We start from the raw sequence: 26,118 nt of genomic DNA on the forward strand, positions 1-26,118 counted from the left end.
AGCACTCCGCATTCGCCCTTGTCATTTTCTCTCCGAAGCCTGAATGGCCGCGATTGAGAAAGAAAGGATACGGCAGGCACATCGTTTGCCTGCTGTATCATTCCACACTCAACCACCATGTACTGTCTCTATCGCCACCTCCTTCCTGTGCTCGCCTTCATGGCGGTGCCACACTTCGTCCAAGCCGAAATCGCCGTGAAAAACGGTGAAAAAATCGCCTTCCTTGGTGACTCCATCACCGCAGGCGGCTGGGGCAATCCCGCAGGCTACGTGCGGTTGGTGATCGCCGGCTTGGAAGCCAATGGCATCAAAGCCGAGGCGGTTCCAGCAGGCATCAGCGGGCATAAATCCGATCAGATGCTCGCACGTCTCGACAAGGATGTGCTGAGCAAGAAGCCGCAATGGATGACGCTGAGCTGCGGCGTGAACGATGTCTGGCACGGCCCGCGTGGCGTGCCCCTCGATGAGGTCATGGCGAAGACCGGCACCTACGATGACAAGGTTTCCACCCGCGGCACCTACAAGAAGAACATCACCGCCATCATCGATCAGGCACAGGCTGCGGGTGTGAAGCCCGTCATGCTGACAGCCACCGTGATTCAGGAAAATCTCAGCAGCAAGGAGAACGGCCTCATTGCGCCCTACAACGCCTTCCTTCGTGAACTCGCCAAGGAAAAGCATCTCCCGCTGGCAGACCTGAACGCAATGTTTCAGGAGCGCATCAAGGCCGAGAACAAGCCCAACGTGAAAGTGCTCACCAGCGATGGCGTCCACATGAATGTCGAAGGCAATAAGCTCATGGCCGTCGGTTTGCTGCAGGCTCTGGGCCTCAATGCTGCCGAACTCGACAAAGCCAGAGCCTCCTGGCCGCCGCTCGAAGCCGCCAGCATCATGGCGGCGCAGAAAGCCGCTGAGGCGAAAGCCAAAGCTGCCGCTGAAAAGAAAGCCAGGGAAGCTGCGGACAAAGCCAAAGGCGCGAGCGCAAAGAAGTAAGCATGAAGGTATTTCTTTTCGCCACGCTGCTGCTGTCCCCGCTCGCAGCCCTTCAATCCGCCGACATCGCCACAACGCGCAACGATGCCACATGGCTGCGCGAAAAAGGCCAGATGATCTTCCATGACGCCTTCGAGCGTGAGGAAGACGGAAATCTCGCCAAAGCCATCGGCAATGGCTGGAACAGCGCCACGGCGGATCGCGTGCCGCAGATCAAGATGGCCGATCTTGATGAAGGCATCTTGAAAATCGCCAGCGCCACCAAGGAGGCAAAGCACGCCGCCCACATCCATCACGAGGCAGGCTTTACCTACGGCGGTGCCGTTGTGCGCTTCCGCTTTCCCGGCTTCAATCCCGCCGAGTCACTCCAGCTTGGCTTTGTGGACCGCGAGCTGAAAGGCGTCCATGCCGGACATCTCTGCTACGGCATCCTCAGCCAGACCAGCATCACTCTCATCGACCACAAGACCGGTGTCATGAATCTGGAAATCCGCAAAAAGCGGGAGGAAGCTCAGGCGCGGAAGGAAAAGCTTCCCGCTGAACTTGAGGCTCTGCTCAAGACCAAACAAGTCGTCGTCCCCTGGAAGGCTGACCACGAATGGCACGAGCTCTTTCTCGTCACGGAAGGCGACGAAATGCGCCTCAGCATCGACGGCAAAGTAATCGCCAGCCACTACTCCGAAGGCTTTGCCCATCCCATGAAACGCTGGTTCAGCTTTCTCGTGCCCAGTACCGTGTGGATCGACGATGTGAAGATTTGGAAAGTGAAGTGATTCCCCCATGAAGCCCGTTCACATCGCCATCGCCGCCCTCTTTCTCACCGTCACGTTTGCCTGGCGCTCCATCGCCGTCGAACCCGCCGCAGAGCGTCTTGTCGTCCTCAGCTTCGACGACTCCGTGGCCAGTCACGCCACCTTCGTGGCACCGCTGCTGAAAAAGCACGGATTCGGCGCCACCTTCTTCATCACCGAAGGCTTCGAGTTCCTCGTGGACAAGAAGCACTACATGACCTGGGAGCAGATCAAAGCCCTCGACACTGACGGTTTCGAAATCGGCAATCACACCCGCAAGCACGCTGGCGTCGCCAAACAAAAGCCTGAGCAGCTCGCGGCAGACGTGGAGTACATCGAGCAGCAGTGCGCCACCTACGGCATCCCCAGGCCGGTCAGCTTCTGTTACCCCGGCTACCAGACCAGCGATGCCGCGGTGAAGCTCCTGCGAGAGCGCGGCTACCAGTTCGCACGGGCAGGTGGTGCGCAGGCCTTTGATCCCGCCCAAGACGATCCTCTCACCATGCCCCAGGCATTTGATGGCAAGCCCGACAGCACGCTCGAGCAGTTCAAGGCCGCCGTTGCTCAGGCCAAAGACGGCAAGGTCGCCGTCATGACCTTCCACGGCGTGCCCGACATCAAGCACCCCTGGGTAAACACCGACCCCGTCAAATTCGAAGCCTACATGCAGCACCTCAAGGAGTCCGGCTGCAAAGTCATCGCCATGCGCGATCTGGCCAAGTATCTGCCTGCTCGGAAGTAAGATGGAATCGCGGCGTATTGATCACCAGCCATGAAACTCGCTCTTCTCGCCACTCTCGCGTTTGCCGCCACGGCTTTCTCCCAGAATGTGAAGTCCAGCATTCCCTACGTCGAAAACGGCCACGCACGGCACGTGCTCGACATCTACTCTCCGGCGAATGCCAAAAACCTGCCCGTCGTCTTCTGGATCCACGGCGGCGGCTGGACTCAGGGAGACAAAACGGATGTGAAATTCAAGCCCCAGTGGTTCATGGACAAAGGCTTCGTCTTTGTCTCCACCAACTACCGCCTCCTCCCCGAGGTGGACATGGGCACGCTCACGCGTGACGTCGCCAAAGCCTTCGGCTGGATGGAAAAACACATCGCCGAATACGGTGGCGACCCCAAACGCGTTCTCGTCGGCGGCCACTCCGCCGGTGCCGAACTTGCAGCGCTCATCTGCACCGACGACCGCTACCTGAAGGCCGAAGGCGCCGCCTTCGACTGCCTCATCGGCTGCGTTCCCGTCGATGGAGACACCTACGACGTCCCCGCCATCATCGAGACAGCGGAGACCCGCTTGCGCGTGCATCACCTTCCACCCCGTGTGAACGGCCATCGCGAAAAATTCGGCGGTACTCCCGAGAAGCACCTCGACTTCTCCGCCGTCACCCACATCGCCAAAGGCAAGAGCATCCCGCCCTTCCTCATCCTGCACGTCTCCGCACATCCAGACACCAGCGCCCAGGCCGCCCGCTTGGGCAATAGCCTCAAGGAAGCCGACATCCCCACCAGCGTCTTCGGAGCCAAGGACACCAGCCACGTCAAGCTCAACAACGACCTCGGTCTCCCTGATGATCCCGCGACGAAAGCTCTCGACACTTTCGTGACCGGCGTGCTGAAAAAGTGACCCTCACGTCCGATTCGGCCAAAATCATGTCTGCATCATGCTGAGGCCGGCGGTTGTATAAGCAGGGTTGCCAACCCTGCTCCAGCCGCCATGAAACTCCTCTGCGCTCTCCTGCTTGCCACACAGCCGCTTTGCGCGGAGTCGATTTTCGACGGCAAAACGCTATCTCACTGGTCCGGCAAAGCAGAGCACTGGCGTGTGGAGGACGGAGCCATCACTGGCGAAATTCCCTCCGGCCAGCAGCTCAAAGGCAACGAATGGATATTCTGGGACGGCGAGGTGCATGACTTCGATCTCACCGTCGAGTTCCGCATCACCGGCGGCCCCAGTGCCAACTCCGGCATCCAGTACCGCTGCCAGCAGAGCCCAGACGGTCACGCTAGCGGTTACCAGGCCGATCTCGATCAGGGCGCCGTCTGGCTCGGCCGCATCTACGATGAGCACGGCCGTGCGCTTCTGGTCGAGCGCGGCTCACGCGTCAGCATCGCACCCGATGGACGTCGCTGGGCCGATGTCTTCGCCGAGCCCAAGAGCCTCGCCAGCGTCAACAAGGCGAACGACTGGAACAAATACCACATCACCGCCACCGCCTCCCACGTCGAGATCCGCGTGAACGATGTCCTCATGAGCGTGCTCGACGATCACGAGTCCAAGGCCGCCGAGTGGAGCGGCAAGATCGCCTTCCAGCTCCACAGCGGCCCCGGCCCGGCCAAAGTGCAGTTCCGCAACATCCAGCTCACCCACCTCGGCAAAACCGCCATGCCGCTCCGAAGTGATGCGGGCACTCCTGCCCGCAATCCCATCACTGCCGACGTCCCTTCCATCTCACCACCCTCCGAGCTCAACCTCGGCTTCGAAACCGGCACCCTCTCCGGCTGGAAAGCCGAAGGCGACGCTTGGGACAAGCAACCCATCGAAGGCGACACCGTCGCCATCCGCAAACGCGGCAACTCCCAGCACGCCGGCAAATTCTGGCTCGGCGGCTACGAGCGCACTGGCGACAAAGGCACCGGCACGCTCACCTCCACCAGCTTCGTCGCCTCCCATCCCTGGGCCAGCTTCCTCATCGGTGCCGCACCAGATGCAAACACCGAACGCGTCGAGATCGTCGAAGAAGCCACCGGCAAAATCATCCAGAGCAGCAGCGCCGCCCAGCAGGAAAACATGAAGCGCGTCGCCGTGAATCTGGAGGCCGTCGCTGGCAAACGCATCTTCATCCGCATCGTCGATCAGTCCAAATCCGGCTGGGGCCACGTGAACTTCGATGACTTCGTCTTCCACGCTCAAAAGCCCACCTTCGCCACCGCAGCCCTGAGCATCAGCGCAGACCGCACCAAGCGCGGCGATGAAAGCCCCGTCCTTTGGCACCTTCTTCCCAATCCCGCCAAAACCACGACGGTGAAAAACGAAGCCGCACAAAAGCTCGTCGCTGGTATGAAATTGCAGGACGGCTTCCAGGTCGAGCTCATCGCCGCCGAGCCCGACGTGCGCCAGCCCATCGCCTTCTGCTTCGATGAACGCGGCCGCATGTGGGTGGCCGAGGCCTTCAGCTATCCCAACCGCCAGCCCGAAGGGCAGGGGAAAGACCGCATCAGCATCTTCGAAGACACCGATGGCGACGGCTCCTTCGAAACAAAGAAAATCTTCTGCGAAGGCCTCAACCTCGTCAGCGGCATCGAAGTCGGCTTCGGCGGCGTCTGGATCGGCGCAGCACCTTATCTGCTCTTCATTCCCGACGCGGATCACGATGATCATCCCGATGAAAAATCGCCAGCCGTGCCGAAGACCCCGTCCCTTGGGTCCTTTGAGTCTTTTTCGTCCTTTCCTTTGGCCGCCGGATTCCCTTTTGCCGTCCACATCCTCCTCGACGGCTGGGGCTACCAAGACACCCACGAAACCCTCAACAGCTTCACCTGGGGCCCCGATGGCTGGCTCTACGGCAATCAGGGCGTCTTTACCCAGTCCCACATCGGCAAGCCCGGCACTCCCGATGACCAGCGCATCACCTTGAACGCAGGCGTCTGGCGCTACCACCCCGTGCGCCACGTCTTCGAAATCTTCTGTCACGGCGGCAGCAACCAATGGGGCCTCGACTACAACAGCAACGGCCACTTCTTCATGACCCACTGCCGCAGCTTCTGGGGCAAAGGCGGCACCACCAACGCTATCCGCAACGGCCACTTCTGGAATCAGGCGAATAGCAAATACGCCCCCTTCATCTCCGCCACCGCTCCGGACTTCGCACCCGACCTGCAAAACTACCTTCCCGCCTCCGCCCGTTACGACAGCGGCGAAGGCGGTGCAGGCAAGCCCGGCACCACCGCCGTCTATGGCGGCCACTCACACGTCGGCACCTTGATCTACAACGGCGACAACTGGCCCGCCATCTACCGCGACCACCTCTTCACCCACAACCTCCACGGCCATCAGATCAATCAGCAGCACATGGTTCGCAGCGGCAGCGGTTACGAAACCTTCCACGCCGGCTACGATCTCCTCTACAGCCCCGCCCCCGACTACATCCCCGTCGATCTCCAGACCGGCCCCGACGGTGCCGTCTATGTCATAGACTGGACCGACACCCAGCATTGCCACAATCCCGAAGACGAAAAATGGGACCGCACCAACGGCCGCATCTACCGCATCTCATGGAAGAAGACCTACAAGCCCGTGAAGGTGGATTGGGGTAATCGCGACGACGACAAGTTCTTGGATGCGCTGGCACACCCAAACGCATGGTGGTTTCGGACTGCGTTAAAGCATTTTCAAGAACGGGTCGCTGAAAGTGGAGGTCCAGGCCTCGAACTCTACCATTTTGGCTTCATGCAGGGCATGATGAACGAACCAGAGTCTGCGTTTCGATGGATGATGGCGGCCCACGCGTTCAGGTTGTTGGACAAACCTTCAGGTTACGAGCAGTTTTTGATCCATCCGAACGACATCATCCGGTCCTGGGCCATCCAGCTCGCCACCGAAGAACCCGGCAAGCCCAAGCTCACCCCCGCCACACTCCTCAAGCTCGCCCAAACCGATCCCTCACCTACCGTCCGCCTCGCTCTCGCGTCGGCACTGCCAAATCTCGACACCAAAACTGCATGGGACGTCGCCTCCGCCCTCGCCATGCACGGCGAAGACAAAGACGACCGCTTCCTCCCCAAAATGATCTGGTTCGGCCTCGGTCGCGTCATCGCGGAGGACTGGCCCCGTGGCCTCGCACTCGCCGCCAAAACACCTCTGCCATCCCTCGCCGATTCCATCCGCTGGTTCGCCGCCACCAGCTCCGCAGGCCGCGAAGCCCTGATCCCCACCATCCAAACCGAGCGCGATCTCAAAATCCTCGCCTTCGGCATGAAGGACGAAGCCACTGCCCCCATGCCCAAAGCCTGGCCGCAGCTACAGTCCAAATTCCCCGGAGCCACCGCCGATCAGCTCTCCGCCCTCTTTGGCGACAAAGCCGTGCTCGCCAAAATGCGCAGCATCCTCGCCGATGCCTCTCAGCCGCTCCCCCAGCGCCGCACCGCCTTCGATCTCCTCAAACGCGTCAACGACACCGAGGCCACCCCCATCTTCGCCAAACTTCTCGACCAGCCCGACTTCACCAGCGCCGTCATCCCACTGCTCTCACGCTCCACCGATCCCGCCACGGCCAGCGCCCTCATAAACCGTTTCACAAAACTCAACGACACCGACCGCAGCGCAGCCCTCGGCACCCTCACCAGCCGCGCCGAACTCGCCCTGCCACTGCTCACCGCCGTCAAAGCAGGCGCCTTCGAAAAGAAGCACCTCAGCTCCCTGCAGATTCGCCAGATGCGCAATCTGAACAACGCCGAGATCAACACCCTCCTCGACGCCACCTGGGGCAAAGTGAACGATTCCAGCGAAGCCGCCAAAGCCAGCATCGCCAAATTCAGAAAAGCCTATCAGTCCGCGCCCCTCTGGGCCTTCAACGCCAAGTCGGGCGAGGAAACCTTCAAGCAGGTCTGCGCCGTCTGCCACGCCATGGGTGGCGTTGGCGGCAAGCTCGGCCCCGACCTCGCAGGCTCTTGGCGCAACGGCCTCGACTACTTCCTCGAAAACATCATCGATCCCAACGCCGTCGTCGGAGACAACTTCCAGCTTCACGTGCTCACCAAGAAAGACGGCAGCGTCATCTCCGGCGTCATCGAGCAGGAAACCGACACCGCCATCACCGCTCGCACCGTCACCGACTCCGTCATCATCTCCAAAGCCGACCTCAAAGACCGCCAGAAAATGCCCGCCTCCCTCATGCCCCCCGGCCTCCTCGAATCCCTCCCCGAGCGCAAGGCCCTGGAGCTGCTCAAGTACCTGCTGAGCAAACGCGAGTAATCGTTCCGCCAAGGCCCCCCCGGCTTCGTCAGAAGCGATCCCCGTCCTTCCAAACATCGGCTTGGCATATCCGCATGGCTCGATGCGTATGATTCCCATCATGAAGCCTGTTTTCCCGATCCTTGCCCTCGTTTTCGCATCCTTTGTCCAGGCTTCTTCACAGACGCCGGAATGGAAAGCAGCGGCCGCCAGCACGGTGATCACACCCACAGAGCCGATGTATCTCGCCGGTTTCGCAAACCGGGAGGTTCCCGCAGAGGGCACGGCGATGGAGCTGCACGCAAAAGCGCTGGCACTCCAGGACGCGCAGGGGCAGCGCTTCGTCATGGTCACTCTCGATCTCGTGGAGGTGACGCTTCAGCTCAGGGATGCCGTGGCTGAGGCCGTAAAGACCAAGTTCAATCTGCCTGAGAAGGCGCTGCTGTTGAACTGCTCACATACACATTGCGGCCCGGAGCTGCGCTACACGGACCTGGAATTCCTGGGCTTTACCGATCCTCTCCGCAAAGAGCGCTGCCTGCGCTACAACGCATGGCTGAGAGACAGGATCATCGCCATCATCGGCGAGTCACTGCAGCAGCTTGAGCCGGCCACGATCAGTTATGGCCACGCCCGTTGCGGCTTCGCCATGAACCGCAGGCTGAAAAACGAGAAGCCGGCAGGCGATCCCTATTTAAACAGCCCGAATCCCGAGGGCGTGGTGGATCATGATGTGCCCGTGCTCACGGTTCAAACCACAGCTGGCAAGCTGAGCGCCATCGTGTTCGGCTACGCCTGCCACAATACCTCGATGAGCATCAAACAATGGCACGGTGACTATGCCGGTCATGCGCAGCAGTTGATCGAGGAGGCGCATCCAGGCACCATCGCATTGTTCATGATGGGCTGTGGTGGCGATCAAAACGCCTATCCCCGTTTCAGTCCCATCTTCAGCCTTCGCCACGGTCAAAGCCTCGCCACAGCGGTTGAGGCGGCGCTGGATGCGAAGCCCAAACCGCTCCACGGCCCGCTGCGCATTGACTGGCAGACCACACGGCTAGACTACCAGTCCATTCCTACGGCAGACCTGATTGAAAAACGGCTGAGCACGGGCGAAGGCTATGAAAAAAGCTACGAGGTCTATCAGCGCAAGTGGGATGAAAAGCGATTGTATGCGATCAAGAATGGCGGATTGCGCGACCACTACGACTACCCGCTTCAGGTGGTGCATTTCGGCCATGACCTGACCTTCGTGGCGCTTAGCGGTGAGACGTGTGTCGATTATTCGTTGCGCCTCAAGCGCGAGTTCAAGGGGCCGGGGGCATTGTGGGTCGCAGGCTACAGCAACGACATCCTCGCCTACATCCCGAGCAGACGCGTGCTGCTGGAAGGCGGCTATGAAGCGTTTCGTTCCCTCATGTACTGGTCCAACCCGCTGCATCCGGACAAGTTTGCAGACACACTTGAGGAGCGCATCATCTCCAAGGCACAAAAAATGATGCGATAAGGTTCGTCCCGACCTCGGATGATCCGGCGTTCGCTAGAAATACTTTCTTGCATCGGTACGGCATTCTTGGCCATGCTGTGCGCATGATCCGTTTTCTCCTTGTTTTCAGCCTCTGCCTGGCCGCCACACTCCGCGCCGAGGAAAAACGCCCCAACATCCTCTGGCTCATCGCCGAGGATTTCGGCCCGCATCTCGGCTGCTACGGCGCCAAGGAGGTCTCCTCTCCAGTGCTGGATGCTCTCGCCGCCAAAGGCATGCGCTTCACCCGCTACTACACCACCGCCCCCGTCTGCTCCGCCAGCCGCTCCGCCTTCAATACCGGCATGTATCAGACCACCATCGGTGCGCACAATCACCGCTCCCATCGCGATGATGGCTTCACCCTTCCCGCAGGCGTAAAAGTCATCAGCGAGCGCATGCGCGAGGCCGGTTACTTCACCGCCAATGTCAAAGATCTCCCGCCGGAGGCAGGCTTCAAAGGCACCGGCAAAACCGACTGGAACTTCCAGGAACCCTCCAGGTCTTTCGACTCATCCAAATGGGATGACCTCAAGCAGCACCAGCCGTTTTATGCCCAGCTCAATTTTTCGGAAACTCACCGCACCTTCCGCGCCCCACCCCATGCAGACCCGGCCAAGGTGGAGATCCCGCCCTACTACCCCGATCACGAAGTCACCCGCAAAGACATGGCGGAGTACCTCGACTCCGCCACCGAGCTGGACCGGAAAATCGGCAAAGTGATGGAACTCCTCCATCGCGATGGCCTCATGGAAAACACCGTCATCTGTTTCCTGGGCGATCATGGTGCCGCCCATGTCCGCGCCAAGCAGTTCTGCTACGAAGAGGGCCTGATCACCCCGCTCATCCTGAGCTGGCCCCCCGGCATTCCTGCCCCCGCAGGTTATGTGGCAGGGAAAGTCAGCGACCAGTTGCTGATGTCCATTGATCTGACCGCCACGTCTCTCGCATGGGCCGGCATTCCAAAACCAAAGGGCATGCAGGGGCGTGTGTTCATGGGCACCAATGCGGAGCCACCCCGCGAATACGTCTTCGGCGCCCGGGATCGCTGCGACATGACGGTGTTTCGCCTCCGCACCGTGGCGGATGCGCGGTATCGCTACATCCGAAACTTCACTCCGGACCGGCCCTTCCTCCAGCACAACGCCTACAAGGAAAAGCAGTATCCAGTTTGGAATCTGATCAAAGAGATCGCGGCGCAGGGCAAACTCACGCCGGCACAGGCCGTGCTGGCTGCGCCCACCATGCCCGAGGAGGAGCTCTACGATCTGCAGGAGGATCCTCATGAGATCCACAACCTCGCGAAATCAAACATTCCCGAGCATCGCGCCGCCCGTGAGCGCCTGAGTTCAGTCCTCAGTGAGTGGATTGAACGCACCAACGACCAGGGCAGAATCCCAGAGCCTGAAGAGGTGGCCAAAAACGAAGGCCGCACCAAAGAAGCGCCACCTGCAAAACAGGGGAAGGGAAAGAAGAAAAAAGCGTGAACGACGAATTCAGAATGACGAACCTGCTGCCCCCGCCATTCTCAGAAGCGTGAAGCTGCTCCCCAACCATCGTGCGCATGACGCACGGCATCTCATCCAGCGCTGGCGCGTGCTTGCACGCACCGCTGGCTGCCGGGTCAGGACCTTGTGCAAGGTGGGTGATATGCCCGTGATCGTGCTCGAATCACCTGCGGCACAGGCCGGCGAACCCGCCGTCTATCTCTCCACCGGGGTGCACGGCGATGAAGCGGGTTCAGCCTGGGGCCTGCTCATCTGGGCCGAGAAGCACGTGCACGAATTGAAACGCGGATCCTTCTTGATCGCCCCCTGCCTCAATCCGGTGGGCCTTGTGCTGAACACGCGTCTCGACCATCGCGGTTTTGACATCAACCGCCGCTTTCACGATACGGCAGATGAGATCTGCGGCCCATGGCAGCAGTGGATCACTGGGCGCGCGATGCGCTTTGGGCTCTGTCTCCATGAGGATTACGACGCGCAGGGCGTCTACCTCTATGAACTCAATCACGCACGACAAACGGTGGGTCATGAAATCATCGAGCGCTGCGCTCGTGTGATAGCACCCGATCCGCGCAAGAGCATCGATGGTCAGCGCGCAAATCGCGGTGTGATCCGCCGCCGCACGCTGCCCACGCATCTGCCCGGAATGCCGGAAGCCATTGAGCTGCATGTGCGCGGCTGTCCCATCACTCTGACGTTTGAATCGCCTTCGGAGTTTGATTTCGATACGCGCGTGCGCGTGCAGGTGAAATTCGTCGAGTCAGCACTGGCCGTTCTTGATTAAACAATGAACACCACGCTCCTCCAGTGCCTGCTTGTACTCACGGTTATTACATTCTTGTCTGGGTGTGCTTCGGTAAAAAAAATAGCCGCAGGTCGCGGTGTGCTCTGCGCTGAGGACTGGGTGAGCTACGATGGCAAAACCATGCCATGGAAATCGTGGCCGGTACCTGCCGGAGTGAGGCCTCGCGGAGTGGTGATCACCATTCACGGCTTGAGCGGTGCAAAGTCGGACTTCTGGTATCTGGGTGAACAACTGCCACGGCATGGTTATGCGGTCTATGCGTACGATTTGCGCGGGCAGGGGAATGATCCCGTGGTCGCGGAGCGTGGCGATATTTCGAAAGCGAGCGCCTGGCAGCGTGATCTGGCCACTTTTCACACGCTGGTGAAACGCCGGCATCCCAAGACGCCGGTGTTTTGGTACGGAGAGAGCCTGGGCAGCCTCATCGCCCTGCACACAGCGGCGGACCTGCTCGGAAATCGGTCTGATCCCGACGGGATCATACTCGCATCACCCGTGGCCGGGCTGCGCACGACTTTGAGCGGCTTCAAGCGGTTCCTGCTCGACACCGCAGCCAGGCTCACCCCGCGCTCACGCTACACCCTCGGCGAACTGGCAGGCGTGGATGAATCGAAGATTCAAGTCACTTCGCACTCGACTCATGGCGGTCAGATGGCGGTCACCCCCCACCATGTCAGCGCCTTCTCGCTGCGCCTGCTCTCAACGATCGGCGGCATGCTCGATGCAAACACTGAATCAGCCCATCGTTTGAAAATGCCGGTGCTCTTCGTCGCATCACCGAATGATGTGCTCTCTTCCGCAGATCAGATCCAGGCCCTGTTTGCTCAGATTCGCAGCCGGGACAAAAAACTGCTCTGGTACACACGCTCCTACCATCTGCTGCTCCATGATGTGCAGCATGAAGAGGTGGTGAAAGATGTGACGCATTGGTTGAACCGCCAGGTGGACGCCGCTCGCCGCTGAACTGCCATGACACTCGAACACGCCATCCGCGAGGCCTTGAGCCGTAGCGAACTTCCGCTGAAAGCAGCGGAGATCGTCAAGCTCGTGAAGCCAGCGGTCGGACGGGAAGCCACCCCCAAAGCCGTGGCCGCAGTCTTGGCAGCATTGTCCTCATCAGGCGCACTCAATAGCATTGCCGCCGGCACTCGCAGCAAGCCACAGCCTCTCTTCACACCCCACAGCCTGGAAACGGCCGCCTCTGCACTTTTGAAACACTGGCTGCATGCCGTCGGCAAAGAGCAGCAGGTCGTGAAGTTGAAAGCCAAACTGCCGCCCGGACTCCAGCCTTGCTTTGAGGCAGCACTGGACAGCCTCGTCGCCGCAGGCGCTGCCTTTGTCCTCCCGGGGGCCAAACCGCTGGTGTATGCGCACAAACCGCAGCCTTCCGCTCTCCTGGATGCCCCGCTGCGGCGTTCTTTGCAAAAAGTCCTCCGCACGGTGAACAGCGTCCGCACGCCGCCTGCCAGCCTGGATGATCTGATCGCGTGGCTGGACGCGGCACCGTCTGCACCACCCGTTGAATCCGCCTGCGCTCCTGAAGAGGCCGATCTACACGCTTGGTATGATCTTGACCGCATCCGCTCCTCCTCGGTCATGATTCCCATCCCCCAGACCTTCGCCCGTTATCAGGCGTGGGCTGCAGAGCGCGGAGGGGTGGCTGATAGTCAGGTTTTACGAAATTTGATTGAGACGCTTTACATCAATGGGCACCTCCTGCTAGAACCTTGCGAAAGGCCGCAGGACCTCCCGGAGCATGAACGTGCCCTGCTCGTTCCAATGTCCCTCGGCCCCCCCGGTTACTCCTGGTGCTGGCTTTCCAGTTCCACTTCCTCCTGAATTCTGAACTCACTCCCCAGACCATGCCCTCCTATGCTGACCTGAATCCCTTCATGTCCACCAGTGTGGGCGAGAATGATCTGTGGAATGCAGCCTCCTTTCTGGACGTGCCTCACATTCACTCCGCGCCGTTTGGCGCATTGCGCACTGCGGTGGATCAGGTGCGGGCTCAGCACCGCAGCCAGGTCCGTTTTGTGCGGGGTGCTGGCGGTTCGGGCAAATCGCATCTCTTTGCGCGGCTTCGGCGTGAGTGTGCGGACTCTATCTTCTATGCCTATGCGCCCAATCCGCCGCTGCAGCCGGAGGCATTGGAAAATTTCATCCTCACTCGGTTCGTCGGCAGTCTGCGTCATCCGGCACGCAGCAAGGAGGGCAAAGAGGCGCCTTACAGCCAGCTGCGCCTGCTCGCCTATGCACTGCTCAAACCGGTCGTGGAGCAGGATTTCACCTTTCCTCAGCTGCACGAGGCCTGGGCGTCGATCAGTCTGGAGACCCGCAAGGAGATGATCCATCAGGCGGTGCAGCTCCTGGAGGCCGATCATCCCATGGTCCCCCGCAGCGTCTTGCGCTGCCTGCTCAATGTCCTGCGTGATGACAAGGAGCATCTCGCTGCCCAGTGGCTTTCCGGCGCTGCCTACCTCACAGAAAACGAGCTGAAATACCTCGGTGTTCCAGAACCGCTGGCGCGCTCGGAGATGGCGGTCGTCATCCAGCTTTTTGGCAGGCTGGCCTCGCAGGCTGGCTCGCCCGTCGTCCTCGTGCTCGACCAGCTCGACCTCGTCGTCACCCAGCCCCAGTTTGATGAGATGCAGCGGCTGCTCTTTGCGCTGATTGATCAAAGCGAAAACTGGGTCGTGCTGATCGGCCTTGTGGTGGAACGTTTCGCCGCCTGGGACGCCGCACTCTCGCAGGCTCTGCGCGGGCGTGTCGGTGTGCCCGATTCGAATGCACCGCTTGGCTTCCGCCTGCCTGTCATCGACATGCTGCCGATCGCCAACGAGCAGAAGCGCCTTCTGCTCAACTGCCGGCTCGAAACTCCCGCGCTCATCGAGCAGCGTCGGAAAGACGGCATCACCTCAGCCATTCATCCCCTGCTGGAGGAAGACGTGGCCCGGCTCACCGCCGGTGGCGCTATCTTCCCTCGTCATCTCCTGGCCGCAGCCGCCGAAGTCTATGCCTTGCGCACCACGCAGTCTGCGCCGCCCCCCGAAGTAGTTTCGGCTGTCGCTGCGCAGCCTGTCCTCCCTCCGGTGCCTTCTCTTCCAGTCTCCGCCCCAATACTCCCGGTGGCCGTTGCCGTGGTGGAGGCCCCCGCAGTCGCAGCCATACCAGTACCGACAGCTGTGCAGCCTGCACCTCTGCCTCCCCCTGCCGCCGTTCAGGCAGTCTCCAGGACAAGCCTCGCGGAGAAAGTTGACGCACTGCTCCAGCAGGCCGTGGCGGCTGCCAGGGCGGAAACAGCATCCCCCAGCGCCATCGATCTCGGTGAACGTACACGCGATCTCATTGAGCTCATGGTTGCCCCGCCGGTGACGATCAGCGAAGGCGACATTCGCAAGTCCTATGACAACTTCGACGGCTCGGACCGCTGGTTCGAATGGGGCGGCAGCCGGGTGCGCATTGTCACCAGTGATGCCATGCGCGGCAGCTTCATTGCCGTGCTGGAGCGGGTCAGGGAAGCCGCTGGCGACACACTGCTCCTGCGCAATGACATCGCCCCAGTTTCCGGCCAGCTCACCATGGAACTGCTCAACGCCTTCAAGGCGAAAAACATCTTCCATCACATTCCCCCAGCCGAAGCTGCCATCTTGTCTGCACTCGGACGCATGCTCGCCGCCCAGCGCGAAGGCTCCTACGATCAGTTCGCCACTGAACCGCCTGCGACGAAGGACAACGTGCTCGCAGCCTTGCGCTCACACCCGCTGCTGCGTGAGCTCAGATTCTGGGACATGATTCAAAAGATCCATGCGCCAAAGCAGACGCCGCCCGGGCCGCCTCCGTCCTCCGTGCTCTCGTCCATCATTCGGCCTTCGGCTGTGCCCGTGGCCAAGCCGCCTGCGATTCCCACTGCGGTGCCACCAGTGCAGCCGCTTGCGGTCCCACCAGCGGTACCGGTTGCAGCGCCGCCCGTAGCCCATGTGGCCAGGCCGCCCGTCGTGCCCGGTGCCAAGCCGCCACCTCCACCCTCTTACACGGGTGCGACCAAGCCTCTCGCCAGGCCGCCTTCGGCACCCATTTCGAAACCCATCGCGAAACCACCTGCTCCGCCCATGATGAGGCCTCCCACGGCAGTCGCCCGCCCGCCCGCAGCCAAGCTGCCGCCTCCATCCCAAGGCACAGCCGCCTGATCAAATTCGGTGGCTTTGCGGCTACAATGCTATGGTGCGTGACGTTTACCGCGCACCATGAAAGCCTTTGTCACTCTCCTGCTCGGCACTTTCGCGTTTCAGCTTTTTGCAGCGGAGGCGAAACGCCCGAACATCCTCTTCATCTACGCGGACGATCAGTCCACCAAAACCGTGGGTTGCTACCCCGGCTCATGGCCCTGGGTGCAGACGCCGAACATTGATGCGCTGGCAAAAAACGGCGTGCGCTTCCATGCCGCCTATCTCGGTTCCTGGTGCATGCCCTCGCGTGCCACCATGCTCACCGGCCGCTTTCCTCACGGCATCGAGTCCATGTCCATGGAAGGTCAATACCCCGGCAGCACCTACGATCCCAGGCAGTGCCCGTTCATCCCTGCCGAAATGCGCAGGCAGGGCTACCACACCGCGCAGATCGGCAAATGGCACACCGGCACTGACACCGGCTGGGGCCGCGACTGGGATCATCAGATCGTCTGGAACCGCCCGCTTCATCCCGAAAACGCCGGCGCCTACTACGAAACGCAAATCATGAGTGTCGATGGCAGGGAGCAGACCATCGAAGGCTATCCTGCTGACAACTACACCCAGTGGTCCCTGGATTACATCCATGGCAAAAACCGCGATGCAGCAAAGCCCTGGTACCTCTGGGTCTGCTACGGCAGCGTCCACGGCCCGTCCATCCCGGCGAAACGTCACAAAGGCAGCTACAAGGACGCCGCCGTGCCCGTTCCCGCCGACATCTTCCCGCCCCGCGAAGGCAAACCCGGTTACCTCGATAAAAAACAGGCATGGACCAAAGGCCCCGACGGCCATCCCATGGCAGGCAAGGGAGGCGAAGCCTTTGGCGAGAGCAAAAAAGGCAGGCGCTTCGATGACTGGGTGCGCCAGGTCAACGAATGCGTCCCTGCCATTGATGAAGGCGTCGGCCAGCTCATCGCCGCCCTCAAGGAATCAGGCCAGTACGAAAACACCCTCATCATCTACACCGCTGATCAGGGCTTCTCCATGGGCGAGCACGGCTTCCGTACCAAGCTCGCACCGTATGACGCCAACTACCGCTCCCCGCTCATCATCAGCATGCCGTCCCGCTTCCCCACCGGCAAAGTCTGCAATGCCTCCGTCACCGCCCCCGATCTCGCCGCCACCTTTCTCTCCATCACCGGCGTCAAAGTCCCATGGCAGACCCATGGCCGCGATCTCACCCCGCTGCTCGAAAAGCCCGACACCGCATGGCCGCACCCCTGCTACTACGAGCACATGGGCAACGAATACGGTGCCAAAGTCAGCCAGACCATCCTCACCGGCGCGGAGCAGAAAAATGATCAGGGCGTGCCTTTGTACAGCGCCGTCGTGCTGGATCAGTTCAAGCTCGTCCACTACCTCGATGGCAAGTCCGGCGAAGAACTTTACGACCTGAAAAACGACCCCGAAGAACTCAAAAACCTCATCGGCGAAGCCTCCCATGCAGCCCGCATCACCCAGCTCCGCACCGCCCTGAAAGCCGAGCTCAAACGCACCGAAGCCGGCTTCGTCAAATAACGCATGCACCAAGGCAAAACGTAGGATGGGTGTGGCGACAGCCCACCCGTCCATCAGCGCATGGCAAACACCCGCGCCCAAACCCATCCCATCGCGAAGTGGTCCGCACATTCCATGTGCGGCTGCTGGACAGTCACCCTCGCAACATGGCTAAACCTCACGGCTTCGTTTGCAGCTTTTTCCCCGGCAGCAGAAACATCCTCCCGGCCTCATTGCAGATCAGCAGATTCGGCCCGTTGCCACCCAGCATCGTCCCCACCGCACCTGTTTCATGCGCGCCACCGGGCTGAATGACTTTCCCTTCCTCATCCTGAAACGTCAGCGGCCTCGCGAACTTCATCTTGGCATTCGTTCCCATGTTCAGCATCACCAGCGGTGTGCCGAGCGTCTTCTTCAGCTTGGTCGGCAGCGCGGAATCCACCAGCCTGCCGATCAGTCCGCCCACCACCGGGTTCTGCCCCAGCGCCGCCATTGGGTAGCCCGTCTCACGATCAGGAATGCAGCACACCCGGCCCGTCCCGATCACAAAATCGAGTTTGCCATCCTGGTTCCAGTCAAAGAAGTCCAGCTTGCAGCGCCCGCTCATCCCTCCCACTCCGCCGCTCGCGCCGATCAGCTTCCCATCCTCCAGCAGCAGCTTTCCGCCATCCTCCACGTTGTAGTCATCAATGCGCCAGTAGAGATGGAAGTGATCGTCCCCATCCACGATCGCCAGCGCCACACGCTCACCGATCTTCGCCAGCGCCGGACGGCAGCGCCACATGCCGTGCAGGTCAACGCCATCGCAATAGATCGGATGCGCCGCATCCAGCTTCGGCTCCGTCTTGCTGCCGCGATTCAGATAAATCAGGTAGTTCCCCGTGATGTCTCCCGTGATCAGGTCCGGCAGTGCATCCCCGTTCCAGTCGATCACGTTGGGGGAGAGATACCCCCACCGCGCCTCCTGCAATCCCTGCAAGCTGCCGGCATAGCCCGCCTGCACCTGAATCTCGCGCCCACCAGCTTTCACTCGCGTCGCCGGCAGAAACTTCGGCTCGTCGTTGCTGCCTGTGTTCTTGAAGAACAGCACAAAGCCCTCCGAATTCCCCGCCAGAATGTCCAGCACCCCATCACCATCCCAATCCACCGTCGTGGGCGTTGGCAGCGTGCCCGCGTAAAGATCCGCGTTCTCCTGCAGCACGGACACCGGCTCCTGACAAACAGGGACCCCGTCTTCAGTGAACTTCCCCGTGAACCGGTAAAAATACAGCGATCCCTCTCCGCACGCGATCAAGCCATCACCATACGCGCACACACTCGGGTTGATGCTCGGATGCCGCAGCGCATTCCCATCCTCGCCCGCAATGAAGCGCTTCTTCTCCAGATCAAAACCCCTCGACGCCTTGTTGTGATAATACACCAGATTTCCCTGCCGCGACCCCGTCACCAGATCCCGTTCATGGCCGGCTCCCAGGTTGATCGCCGTGATGCCATGCATCGAGAAATACACCTCGTTCCGCGTCTTCGTGATCTGCCTCGCCTTGCCGTCCGCCGTCACTCCCATCAGATAGCGATACCTCAGCTCCCCCATCGCAATGCCCGATGAGTTGAATGGCCGCCATTCCTCCGTGTTCGGACTCCCCTCCGCCCCCTTGCCACCATTCGACATCTCAAACACCAGATCATAACTCCCATCCGCTTTCAACAGCACCCCCAGACTCCCTGGCGCTTTCACCGCACCCGGCAGCTTCGTGCGTTTCGTTTCCCGAAGCTCCACCTTCTCACGATCAAACTCCGTCGTCACCACCTCATCCTGGTCGATCCACAGCCCGACGATTGCGCCATCCTTCCGCTGAAACACACTGCCTTTGTCCTTAAACGCACACTGCACCTCCACCGGTTGCGCAAACACCGGCGCGCCCGTTTCCGCACTATCCACCCAGCGAAACAAATGCACCGCCTGCGGCCCGCCGAAACCCGCCACAAACAAATCATCCTCTCTTCCCCCAAACACCTTCGCATGCCCCAGCACATGATGATTCAGGTTCACCAGCGCCAGAGGCCCGCGCCCGTTCTTCGCCGCCGAAGCCAGCGCCTTCGTGCCCGGCGGCAGATGGGGCTCAACAGCTAAGACACCTGCGGCGAAGAGGAAAATGCCGAGAGTGATTTTCGCCTTCATGCAAAAACGATTACTTCGCGGGTGGTGGTGTCAGCTTGCACGACTGCCAGGCCAGGAAGCGCCACTTCCCCTCCTCCAGTCTCCACACTGCCAGAAACGCCAGCGTCGGCTCGATGTTCCCCGCCTCCGTGCCGATCTTGAACTTCGCGCTCCCAGTCATCAGCGCGATCCCCGGTGCCGGAAACGTAAACTTCCTCTCCGCATAATCGACAGCCAGATACTTCGTCGTCCCTTTGAGCAGCACCTCAATGAACGATGCCTTGGTATCCACCACACCGGAGGAATGGGCGTAACGCAGTTCATCCGCAAAGATGGCTCCCAGTTTCTCACGATCAGGCGCTTTCATCGCGGCCACACGCGCATCATCCGCGGCCTGCACCGCAGCCAGCGGCGCTTCTTCGGCAAACGAGATGATTGAGATCAGGCAGAGGAGGGAGGTCAGCAGTGTTTTCATGGTTGGGATGTCAGTTGTTTCACAATAAAATTCCAGATGTCGTCATAGCCCTCGGTGGGGTGACCCGGATACTTCACGTGGCAGGTGGCTCCCGCCGCAAGTGCAAGCTTCTGAAAACCCACCGCCCATGCCGGAGAGTGCACATCGTAGTTGTTCTGAGTGATGTCCTCCGGCTTCGTCATCCCCCACTCGTTCTCAAAATACATCGGCGCGGCATGCTTGCTCAGCAGCCAGTCCGGCGACCACTTCTTGATCACTGGCAGCGTAAATCCCAGCTTCTCCTTCGCCAGCTTTTCACCCTTCGCCAAAATCGTCCGCTGCTCCCCCGCCGTCCCATGCTCAAACTCCCCCGGCTCGCTCGCCGTCTTCATGTGATAGCCATGCATCCAGAACTCGATCAACCCGGACGCCTGCACATCCTTCAGCCACCTGTCCCACACCGGCTTCGCCCCCACACGCCGCGCGATCACATCGTCCAGTTTCAGCAGGATGATCTGCTGCGCCTTTGCCTCGGAAGCAAGTGACACCAGTAGAACGGCAGAAGCAAAAAGGAGGGCTCGGAGCATGACGCTGGGAAGAAGGGGGACGTGACAAAGCGGGTTGTCATTGAGCGGCCTGCTTCAAAACAAAATCCACCAGTTCCTGACACTCAAAAAAAGACGGCCCCACTTTGTGCCCTTCACCAGGAATCATCTTCACCTCAATCTGCCCGCCACCCGCAGTATAGCGTTCTTTAAGCAGTCCCGTGTTCAGCTCATAGGGCACCACCACATCGGAGTCCCCATGCACCACAAACATCGGCACCTTGTTTTCGAGAAGCCCCTTGAGATTGTCCACGGGATTGAAATCACTCAGCTTCGCGACGAGCTCGTTCTCCGGCATGCCAAAGTCAGCCAGCGTCTGCGCCTTGGAATTCTTCAGCGGCCAGCTCGCGAGATTGCATACCGGATAGATGCCCACCCACGCACGGACTTTGTCAGGATGCCGGAAGGCCCAGGCCAGCGTCATCATGCCACCCCGGCTTTGCCCCAGCAGGATCGGCTTGGCGGAATAGCCTCGTTTCACCATGTCCTCATAAAACAGCGTGAACTTCGCCGTGCTGGCCGGTGCGCCCCGCACCTCCCCCAAATCGTATCCCGCAATGCTGATGCCCGCTTTCATGAAGGCCTCGAAATACATCTTCCGGCCAAAAAGCGAGACACCGCCCAAAGTCGGCGCATACCACAGCCACGGCTTGCCTGCGGCGGGCTTCGGCGCGGCATAAAGGAATGCCTTGTGTCCGTCGATCTCAAAAACTTCCGCCGTTTTCGGCAGAACTTCCTCAGCTGCCACGGACAGCGTGAGACATGAAAGGAGAATGAGCGTCAGAGGTTGCATGGGTGTGTGTGCGAGAAGGGTTTGCTTTAGGGAGGAGAAAGTCTGGCTGGCGGGCGCTTACAGCTTCGACCCCGTCATCTTCGTCCATGGGCTCCACGCCCCCATCGCATGCTGCAAAATCTTGCGCTTCCAGATCTTGTTCATGCAAAACGCATACAGCGTGTCCTTGTCCTTCCCACCGATCGCCACCGCCGTCACCCGGCTGCGGTCCGGCACCGGCAGAATGATCTGCGTGGGGCCGTCATCCGCGCTGATCTGCACCCCGCTCTTCGTCGCAATGAACTGCCGTCCCTCAATCGAGTAGCACAGGCACTCCGGCCCGGCGTCATCTTCCCAATCCGCCACATGCAGATGGAAAAAGCGCTCCTTGTTTTTGAGCGTCCCATCCTCATCAATCTGATAGCTATACGCCCACTTCGAGTGCCCTTCCGCCACCGACAGCAGCCACTGATCAGGGCGATATGCCATGCCCGTCGCAAACCTGATGCCTTTATCCACCTGCGTCTTCTTGCCATCCTTGATCAGCCACACCGTGCCCTCCTCCCTCGGCTTGTCACCATTCGTCGTCACATACAGGTTGCCGTTCGGCATCGCCAGAATCGAGTGCCCCAGAATGTCCTCCATCACCACGCTGCCAGCCCCGGAGGCATCAAAAGACATGAGCTTCCCCGACTTCTCCGAGATCGTGTAAAGCTTCTTGTCCGCGCCCATCGTCACGCAGTGCGCATTCGTGTCCTTCACAAATTCGCCCACCTTCCCATCCAGCCCGATGCGGTGAATCTTGTTGTTCGACGTGTCCGCAAAGAACACCTCGCCCTTCTCATTGCACGAAGGCCCCCGCGTGCTCTTGAAGCCCTCCGCCAGCAGCTCCCACCCTTCGCCGGGAATGATTACCTCCTGCGCACGCGGCGCGCTCGCTCCCGCCTTCACACGCTCCGGCCAGCCTTTCCATAGGAAGGCCATCGCCTCCAGATAGTTCTCCGCATACCCCGCCACATGCCGTCCTTCAATGCTGCGAAACTGATAATCATAACCCGAAAACTTCAGCGCCTTGTCCATCTCCAGGTCCAGTAGATACCAGTCGCCCGCGCAGTTCTCCATGTCATGCGTCGCCGTCGTCAGATACGCGCGGATCGGCTTCGCTTCAAACTTGCGCACCATCGTCGGAAACTCGTGCCCCCCACGAAACGCCACCCAGCTCCCGCTCGCTGCATACACACGGCTGAAGGCCTCGGGCCTGTGCCACGCCGCCGTGAAGGCCGCAATGCCCCCGCTGCTCCCACCCGCGATGCACCGGTCATTGCCATCCGTGGACAGCTTCAAATCGAACTCCTTCGCCACAAACGGCAGCAGCTCATCGTGCAGAAAGCGCACATTCTCATCACCCACCCCGTCATACTCCAGATCCCGATTCCGCCGGTCCATCGTCCCCTTCATCGGGGCTGGCAGCGTGCCCGGCTTCACAAACACACCAATCGTCACCGGCATCTCCTTCGTCGCGATCAGCGTCTCCATGAAAGTCTTCTCCCGCGCATTGTAGCCGTCCGTCTTCACATACACACACGCCGGCTTGCTCCCATCATACTGCGCCGGGATGAAGACCGTCACATCACGCATCGTCCCCGGAAACACCTTGCTCTGGTTAAACTGCGTCTGCTTGATCGTCCCCGGCAGAATCTCCTCCGGCTTGATCACCGGCGGCACATACGTCGGTGTTGTGGCCGCAGCCTCATTTCCCGCGATGGCGCTCCCCGCCAGCGGTTTGATCTGCCATTGCAGATGCTGATCATTCGCATGGTGCTGCCACAGATCAATCTTCGCGCCCGCCTCCTTCTTCCCTCCCAGATCGTCCATCCCCTGCGTCGGCGCGTGCTTCGGAATGATCGAATAAGACCCCGCCTCATTCCTCTGAATCTTCCACATCTGCCAGTCCTTCCCGCTGTCCGTCTCCAGCACAATGCCCGTCCCATTCTTCACTCCGCCCTTGTCTGCAGCCAGCGTTAGCGTGCTGCTGTAGGATGGCTTGATGGCATAAAATCCGTCCCCCTTCGGCGCGATCACCCACTTCTGGTTCGGCTTGCCCGCCGGATTCCCGATCGACACCCTCGTTCCCTCCGCCGTCCCCGCATCCACCGCCTCCAGCACCATCGCTGGCGCGCTCACCGGCACGATAACATACGCTCCCCAGTCTTCGGCAGAAAGCTGCGTGGTAAAACCAAGGGCTGCTGCTAGGAACGAGCGGCGGAGAGTTGCGAGGGATGTCATGGGGAGCGCGGGAAGAAAAAGCGGGAATGAAACGCGGAGCCCGCCGCATTCATTCCCTCCAAAATCGTCAAACTTCGAAGCCTCGGTCTTTTTCGCACTTCGCTTCTTCCTCCCACTATTTCACCGCAGGCTTTTGCTGCTCCACCGTCACTTCCGCCTCCGGAACCAGCGTGATCTCCATCTCTGTACCCTTCAGGTACTTGTCGAAAAAATTCTGCATGAGCTGCACCACCGCCGGCTTGCCAAAACCCGGTCCGCCATGCCCGGCCCCCGGCAGTTTTTGCAGCCACACAGCCACGCCCTTCTCCTTCAGCGCAGCGGCCAGCTCCTCACTCTGCGCGTAAGGCACCAGCGTATCATGCGTGCCGTGCAGAATCAGGACGGGCGGATTGTCATGGCTGACATAGTGCACCGGGCTCACAGCATCTGCCTTTTCCTTGTCATCCAGCTTCGTGCCGATCAGTTCCGAATACGGGTCCTTCGGCGTGTTAAACTCAAAGATGTTCTTCACATTCTTGTCGTCCGCCGCCTGCTGCACCACCGTGCTGAAATCAGACGGGCCAAAGATGTCGCACACCGCCTGCACCCGGTCAGACTGCTCCTCATTCCCACCGATCTTGGGAAAGGCGTTCTTCCCGCCCGCCGTGCCCACCAGTGCGGACAAATGCCCGCCCGCAGATCCTCCCACCACACCGACATGCTCCGGGTCCAAGTTGTACTCCTTCGCATGCGCCCGCAGCCAGCGGACCGCCGCCTGGCAGTCCTGAATCTGCGCCGGAAATTTCGCCTTCTGACTGAAGCGATACTCCACACTCGCCACCGCATAGCCCCGCAGCACCATGGGAGCTACCGCGCACGGATACTTGCTCCCTCCCATCCAGCCCCCGCCATGAATGTGCACCACGAGCGGCAGCGGTTTGTCCGCCGCCTTCTCGGGAAGGTAAAGATCCAGCTTCTGCGCCTCATCACCAGCGGGAATGTACGAGATGTCTTTCTCCATCCGGATGCCAGCAGGCGGCTTGTATGAAGGCGGCGCAGTTTGAGTCTGGGCAAAAGCACCGCCACAGGCCAGCAAAGCCACACACACCATCTGCGAGAATCTGAAAAAGAGACAGAATTTCATGTGCTACCTCAAACGCACCCCGCTGCGCTTCCTAGCCAAAAACACTCCCAAATCCCCCCATCGCAGGCATCAGGCGAAGCAACCTGCACGCTTGCCCATTTTCGAGACATACATCCGCAGCAGCTCGAATGCGCCAGCAATGTGGTCCGCACAGTCCCCTGTGCGGCGCTCCGCCATCCCCCTCGCTCCGCGTTTGTGTCATCCCTCTCTCACTTCCCCACTGGCGGCGTCCAAAACGTCCCCTCAATCGCCCGGTCTTCATCCTTCGGCCCGTTGTAGTAATACACCGTCAGCACCCGGCCATCCGGCCTCACCAGACTGCGCGGATACCCCAGGTCTCCATCAAAGCCATCCTCCCGCAGCACAATCTCCGGTCCCCATGTGATGCCTCCATCCGCGCTGATGCACGCCCGCATGCCCGAGGGCTTGTGGCGGTAGCCGTAGCTGAAGGCCACGCGTCCATCCTGCAGTTGCACCAGGGCGGGTGGATTGCCGCCCATTTTGGTCACCGCCCTGCCAGTCATCGTCCACGTCTTTCCCATGTCCGCACTGCGCCACGCCTCGATGAATCCCGACACCTTCGGGTCCGATCGGCGGATCATCGTTAGCAGCGTCCCATCCTTCAGCCTCAACGACGACGGCATGATCGCATACCCGCCCTCCACCGGCTCTGGCCCGATCAGCGATACCAGCTTCCAGTTCAATCCACCATCCGTGGTGCGCGCACAGAAGACACGTCCTTCCTTCCCATCATTCTGCTTCGCACAGCTTCCAAACATCAGGCAGTCCTGCTTGCCCAGCACGATCAGATCCGTCCGCGTGCAGATCTTCTCCACACCCTCCACCGCAAACGAATACGGCCCCTGCCACGTCTTGCAGCGGTCCAGGCTCGTGTAAAACCACGAAGGCCCCGCATGCAGTCCGCCAAAGCGGAACATCAGCGCAAAATCTGGCGCAGTGAAATCCAGCGGCACCGTCAGCGGCGCAGGCTTCGCTTCTTTCTTCGGATCCGCAAACGGCAGGTTCTCCTCCGTCTTCCATGTTTTGCCACCATCCACACTGCGCGCTTGAATCTCGTAGCTCGGCTTGCTGCGGTCGATCCGGTGATCCGTCGTCGTCTGCTTGTACCATGTCGAAGTGAAACCCGCCACCAGCTCATCTCCCCACTGCCACAGCCCACGATTCGCAGGCCAGCCGCCGTAGCGCCCCGGCTCCTTGTAGATGATTACATTCTGCTTTTGATCCGCAGGCAGCGCGATGGTGGGGGCCGCCGCTTTTTTCTTCGTGGAGTCAGCGATCTCCAGTTTCGCATCGTCAGCAGCAAAGAGGTTCAGGGCGAGGATTGGCGCCACAAAGAGGGCACGGAGGATGGGGTGGGGGTATGTCATAAGAAGCCTGTAAAAAAGAAGATGAAATGAACTG

19 protein-coding genes are annotated in these 26,118 nt (G+C 60.4%); 12 read left to right on the top strand and 7 right to left on the bottom strand.

Features of this window, described 5'->3' with window-relative positions:
* Positions 1 to 117: 117 nt before the first annotated feature.
* From ACILSL_RS06905 to ACILSL_RS06960, 12 genes are all read left to right on the top strand, one after another.
* A complete protein-coding gene (locus tag ACILSL_RS06905; protein ID WP_395731267.1) occupies positions 118 to 993 on the top strand; it encodes an SGNH/GDSL hydrolase family protein in 876 nt (291 codons plus the stop codon).
* A 2-nt stretch (positions 994 to 995) separates the two neighbouring features.
* Positions 996 to 1,766, top strand: a complete 771-nt coding sequence (locus ACILSL_RS06910) for a hypothetical protein (RefSeq protein ID WP_395731268.1) — start codon at positions 996 to 998, stop codon at positions 1,764 to 1,766.
* Between the two features lie 7 nt (positions 1,767 to 1,773).
* A complete protein-coding gene (locus tag ACILSL_RS06915; RefSeq protein ID WP_395731269.1) occupies positions 1,774 to 2,526 on the top strand; it encodes a polysaccharide deacetylase family protein in 753 nt (250 codons plus the stop codon).
* A 30-nt stretch (positions 2,527 to 2,556) separates the two neighbouring features.
* Complete coding sequence (locus tag ACILSL_RS06920) at positions 2,557 to 3,414, top strand: alpha/beta hydrolase (protein ID WP_395731270.1); 858 nt, start codon at positions 2,557 to 2,559, stop codon at positions 3,412 to 3,414.
* A 90-nt stretch (positions 3,415 to 3,504) separates the two neighbouring features.
* A complete protein-coding gene (locus ACILSL_RS06925) occupies positions 3,505 to 7,761 on the top strand; it encodes a PVC-type heme-binding CxxCH protein (protein ID WP_395731271.1) in 4,257 nt (1,418 codons plus the stop codon).
* A gap of 100 nt (positions 7,762 to 7,861) precedes the next feature.
* Positions 7,862 to 9,247, top strand: a complete 1,386-nt coding sequence (locus ACILSL_RS06930) for a neutral/alkaline non-lysosomal ceramidase N-terminal domain-containing protein (protein WP_395731272.1) — start codon at positions 7,862 to 7,864, stop codon at positions 9,245 to 9,247.
* Positions 9,248 to 9,330: 83 nt separating this feature from the next.
* Complete coding sequence (locus tag ACILSL_RS06935) at positions 9,331 to 10,752, top strand: sulfatase-like hydrolase/transferase (RefSeq protein WP_395731273.1); 1,422 nt, start codon at positions 9,331 to 9,333, stop codon at positions 10,750 to 10,752.
* A gap of 49 nt (positions 10,753 to 10,801) precedes the next feature.
* Positions 10,802 to 11,554 carry a M14 family metallocarboxypeptidase gene (locus tag ACILSL_RS06940; protein ID WP_395731274.1) on the top strand — a complete coding sequence of 251 codons (753 nt, stop codon included), beginning with the start codon at positions 10,802 to 10,804 and terminating at the stop codon, positions 11,552 to 11,554.
* A gap of 3 nt (positions 11,555 to 11,557) precedes the next feature.
* Entirely contained in the window at positions 11,558 to 12,538 is a 981-nt protein-coding gene (locus ACILSL_RS06945; RefSeq protein WP_395731275.1) for an alpha/beta fold hydrolase, read from the top strand.
* A 6-nt stretch (positions 12,539 to 12,544) separates the two neighbouring features.
* Positions 12,545 to 13,414, top strand: a complete 870-nt coding sequence (locus ACILSL_RS06950) for a hypothetical protein (RefSeq protein ID WP_395731276.1) — start codon at positions 12,545 to 12,547, stop codon at positions 13,412 to 13,414.
* Positions 13,415 to 13,437: 23 nt separating this feature from the next.
* Positions 13,438 to 15,762 (top strand): hypothetical protein, encoded by a 2,325-nt coding sequence (locus tag ACILSL_RS06955; RefSeq protein ID WP_395731277.1) that lies wholly within the window; start codon positions 13,438 to 13,440, stop codon positions 15,760 to 15,762.
* Positions 15,763 to 15,819: 57 nt separating this feature from the next.
* On the top strand, positions 15,820 to 17,319 hold the full coding sequence (locus ACILSL_RS06960) for a sulfatase-like hydrolase/transferase (RefSeq protein WP_395731278.1): 1,500 nt from the start codon (positions 15,820 to 15,822) through the stop codon (positions 17,317 to 17,319).
* Between the two features lie 157 nt (positions 17,320 to 17,476).
* Here ACILSL_RS06960 and ACILSL_RS06965 read toward each other — a convergent pair whose 3' ends face one another.
* The 7 genes from ACILSL_RS06965 to ACILSL_RS06995 form a co-directional block, all read right to left on the bottom strand.
* The gene (locus ACILSL_RS06965; protein ID WP_395731279.1) at positions 17,477 to 19,477 is read right to left on the bottom strand and encodes an FG-GAP repeat domain-containing protein; all 2,001 of its coding nucleotides are present in this window, start codon (positions 19,475 to 19,477) and stop codon (positions 17,477 to 17,479) included.
* A gap of 10 nt (positions 19,478 to 19,487) precedes the next feature.
* Positions 19,488 to 19,931 carry a nuclear transport factor 2 family protein gene (locus ACILSL_RS06970; protein WP_395731280.1) on the bottom strand — a complete coding sequence of 148 codons (444 nt, stop codon included), beginning with the start codon at positions 19,929 to 19,931 and terminating at the stop codon, positions 19,488 to 19,490.
* The gene (locus ACILSL_RS06975) at positions 19,928 to 20,497 is read right to left on the bottom strand and encodes a hypothetical protein (RefSeq protein ID WP_395731281.1); all 570 of its coding nucleotides are present in this window, start codon (positions 20,495 to 20,497) and stop codon (positions 19,928 to 19,930) included. Before ACILSL_RS06975 ends, ACILSL_RS06970 begins: the two co-directional genes overlap by 4 nt.
* A gap of 37 nt (positions 20,498 to 20,534) precedes the next feature.
* The gene (locus ACILSL_RS06980; protein WP_395731282.1) at positions 20,535 to 21,308 is read right to left on the bottom strand and encodes an alpha/beta hydrolase family protein; all 774 of its coding nucleotides are present in this window, start codon (positions 21,306 to 21,308) and stop codon (positions 20,535 to 20,537) included.
* 57 nt (positions 21,309 to 21,365) lie between these two features.
* Positions 21,366 to 23,573, bottom strand: a complete 2,208-nt coding sequence (locus ACILSL_RS06985; RefSeq protein ID WP_395731283.1) for an RICIN domain-containing protein — start codon at positions 23,571 to 23,573, stop codon at positions 21,366 to 21,368.
* Between the two features lie 115 nt (positions 23,574 to 23,688).
* Positions 23,689 to 24,696: an alpha/beta hydrolase fold domain-containing protein gene (locus ACILSL_RS06990; RefSeq protein WP_395731284.1), complete on the bottom strand. Its 1,008-nt coding sequence runs from the start codon at positions 24,694 to 24,696 to the stop codon at positions 23,689 to 23,691.
* Between the two features lie 209 nt (positions 24,697 to 24,905).
* Positions 24,906 to 26,084 carry a sialidase family protein gene (locus ACILSL_RS06995; RefSeq protein WP_395731285.1) on the bottom strand — a complete coding sequence of 393 codons (1,179 nt, stop codon included), beginning with the start codon at positions 26,082 to 26,084 and terminating at the stop codon, positions 24,906 to 24,908.
* Positions 26,085 to 26,118 lie beyond the last annotated feature (34 nt).

The sequence above is a fragment of the Prosthecobacter sp. genome (assembly GCF_044222345.1).
Classification (GTDB): domain Bacteria; phylum Verrucomicrobiota; class Verrucomicrobiia; order Verrucomicrobiales; family Verrucomicrobiaceae; genus Prosthecobacter.

Coding starts and splice junctions, on each gene's coding strand:
- ACILSL_RS06905 (WP_395731267.1), top strand. CDS start 118: ATGTACTGTCTCTATCGCCACCTCCTTCCTGTGCTCGCCTTCATGGCG.
- ACILSL_RS06910 (WP_395731268.1), top strand. CDS start 996: ATGAAGGTATTTCTTTTCGCCACGCTGCTGCTGTCCCCGCTCGCAGCC.
- ACILSL_RS06915 (WP_395731269.1), top strand. CDS start 1,774: ATGAAGCCCGTTCACATCGCCATCGCCGCCCTCTTTCTCACCGTCACG.
- ACILSL_RS06920 (WP_395731270.1), top strand. CDS start 2,557: ATGAAACTCGCTCTTCTCGCCACTCTCGCGTTTGCCGCCACGGCTTTC.
- ACILSL_RS06925 (WP_395731271.1), top strand. CDS start 3,505: ATGAAACTCCTCTGCGCTCTCCTGCTTGCCACACAGCCGCTTTGCGCG.
- ACILSL_RS06930 (WP_395731272.1), top strand. CDS start 7,862: ATGAAGCCTGTTTTCCCGATCCTTGCCCTCGTTTTCGCATCCTTTGTC.
- ACILSL_RS06935 (WP_395731273.1), top strand. CDS start 9,331: ATGATCCGTTTTCTCCTTGTTTTCAGCCTCTGCCTGGCCGCCACACTC.
- ACILSL_RS06945 (WP_395731275.1), top strand. CDS start 11,558: ATGAACACCACGCTCCTCCAGTGCCTGCTTGTACTCACGGTTATTACA.
- ACILSL_RS06950 (WP_395731276.1), top strand. CDS start 12,545: ATGACACTCGAACACGCCATCCGCGAGGCCTTGAGCCGTAGCGAACTT.
- ACILSL_RS06955 (WP_395731277.1), top strand. CDS start 13,438: ATGCCCTCCTATGCTGACCTGAATCCCTTCATGTCCACCAGTGTGGGC.
- ACILSL_RS06960 (WP_395731278.1), top strand. CDS start 15,820: ATGAAAGCCTTTGTCACTCTCCTGCTCGGCACTTTCGCGTTTCAGCTT.
- ACILSL_RS06965 (WP_395731279.1), bottom strand. CDS start 19,477: ATGAAGGCGAAAATCACTCTCGGCATTTTCCTCTTCGCCGCAGGTGTC.
- ACILSL_RS06970 (WP_395731280.1), bottom strand. CDS start 19,931: ATGAAAACACTGCTGACCTCCCTCCTCTGCCTGATCTCAATCATCTCG.
- ACILSL_RS06975 (WP_395731281.1), bottom strand. CDS start 20,497: ATGCTCCGAGCCCTCCTTTTTGCTTCTGCCGTTCTACTGGTGTCACTT.
- ACILSL_RS06980 (WP_395731282.1), bottom strand. CDS start 21,308: ATGCAACCTCTGACGCTCATTCTCCTTTCATGTCTCACGCTGTCCGTG.
- ACILSL_RS06985 (WP_395731283.1), bottom strand. CDS start 23,573: ATGACATCCCTCGCAACTCTCCGCCGCTCGTTCCTAGCAGCAGCCCTT.
- ACILSL_RS06990 (WP_395731284.1), bottom strand. CDS start 24,696: ATGAAATTCTGTCTCTTTTTCAGATTCTCGCAGATGGTGTGTGTGGCT.
- ACILSL_RS06995 (WP_395731285.1), bottom strand. CDS start 26,084: ATGACATACCCCCACCCCATCCTCCGTGCCCTCTTTGTGGCGCCAATC.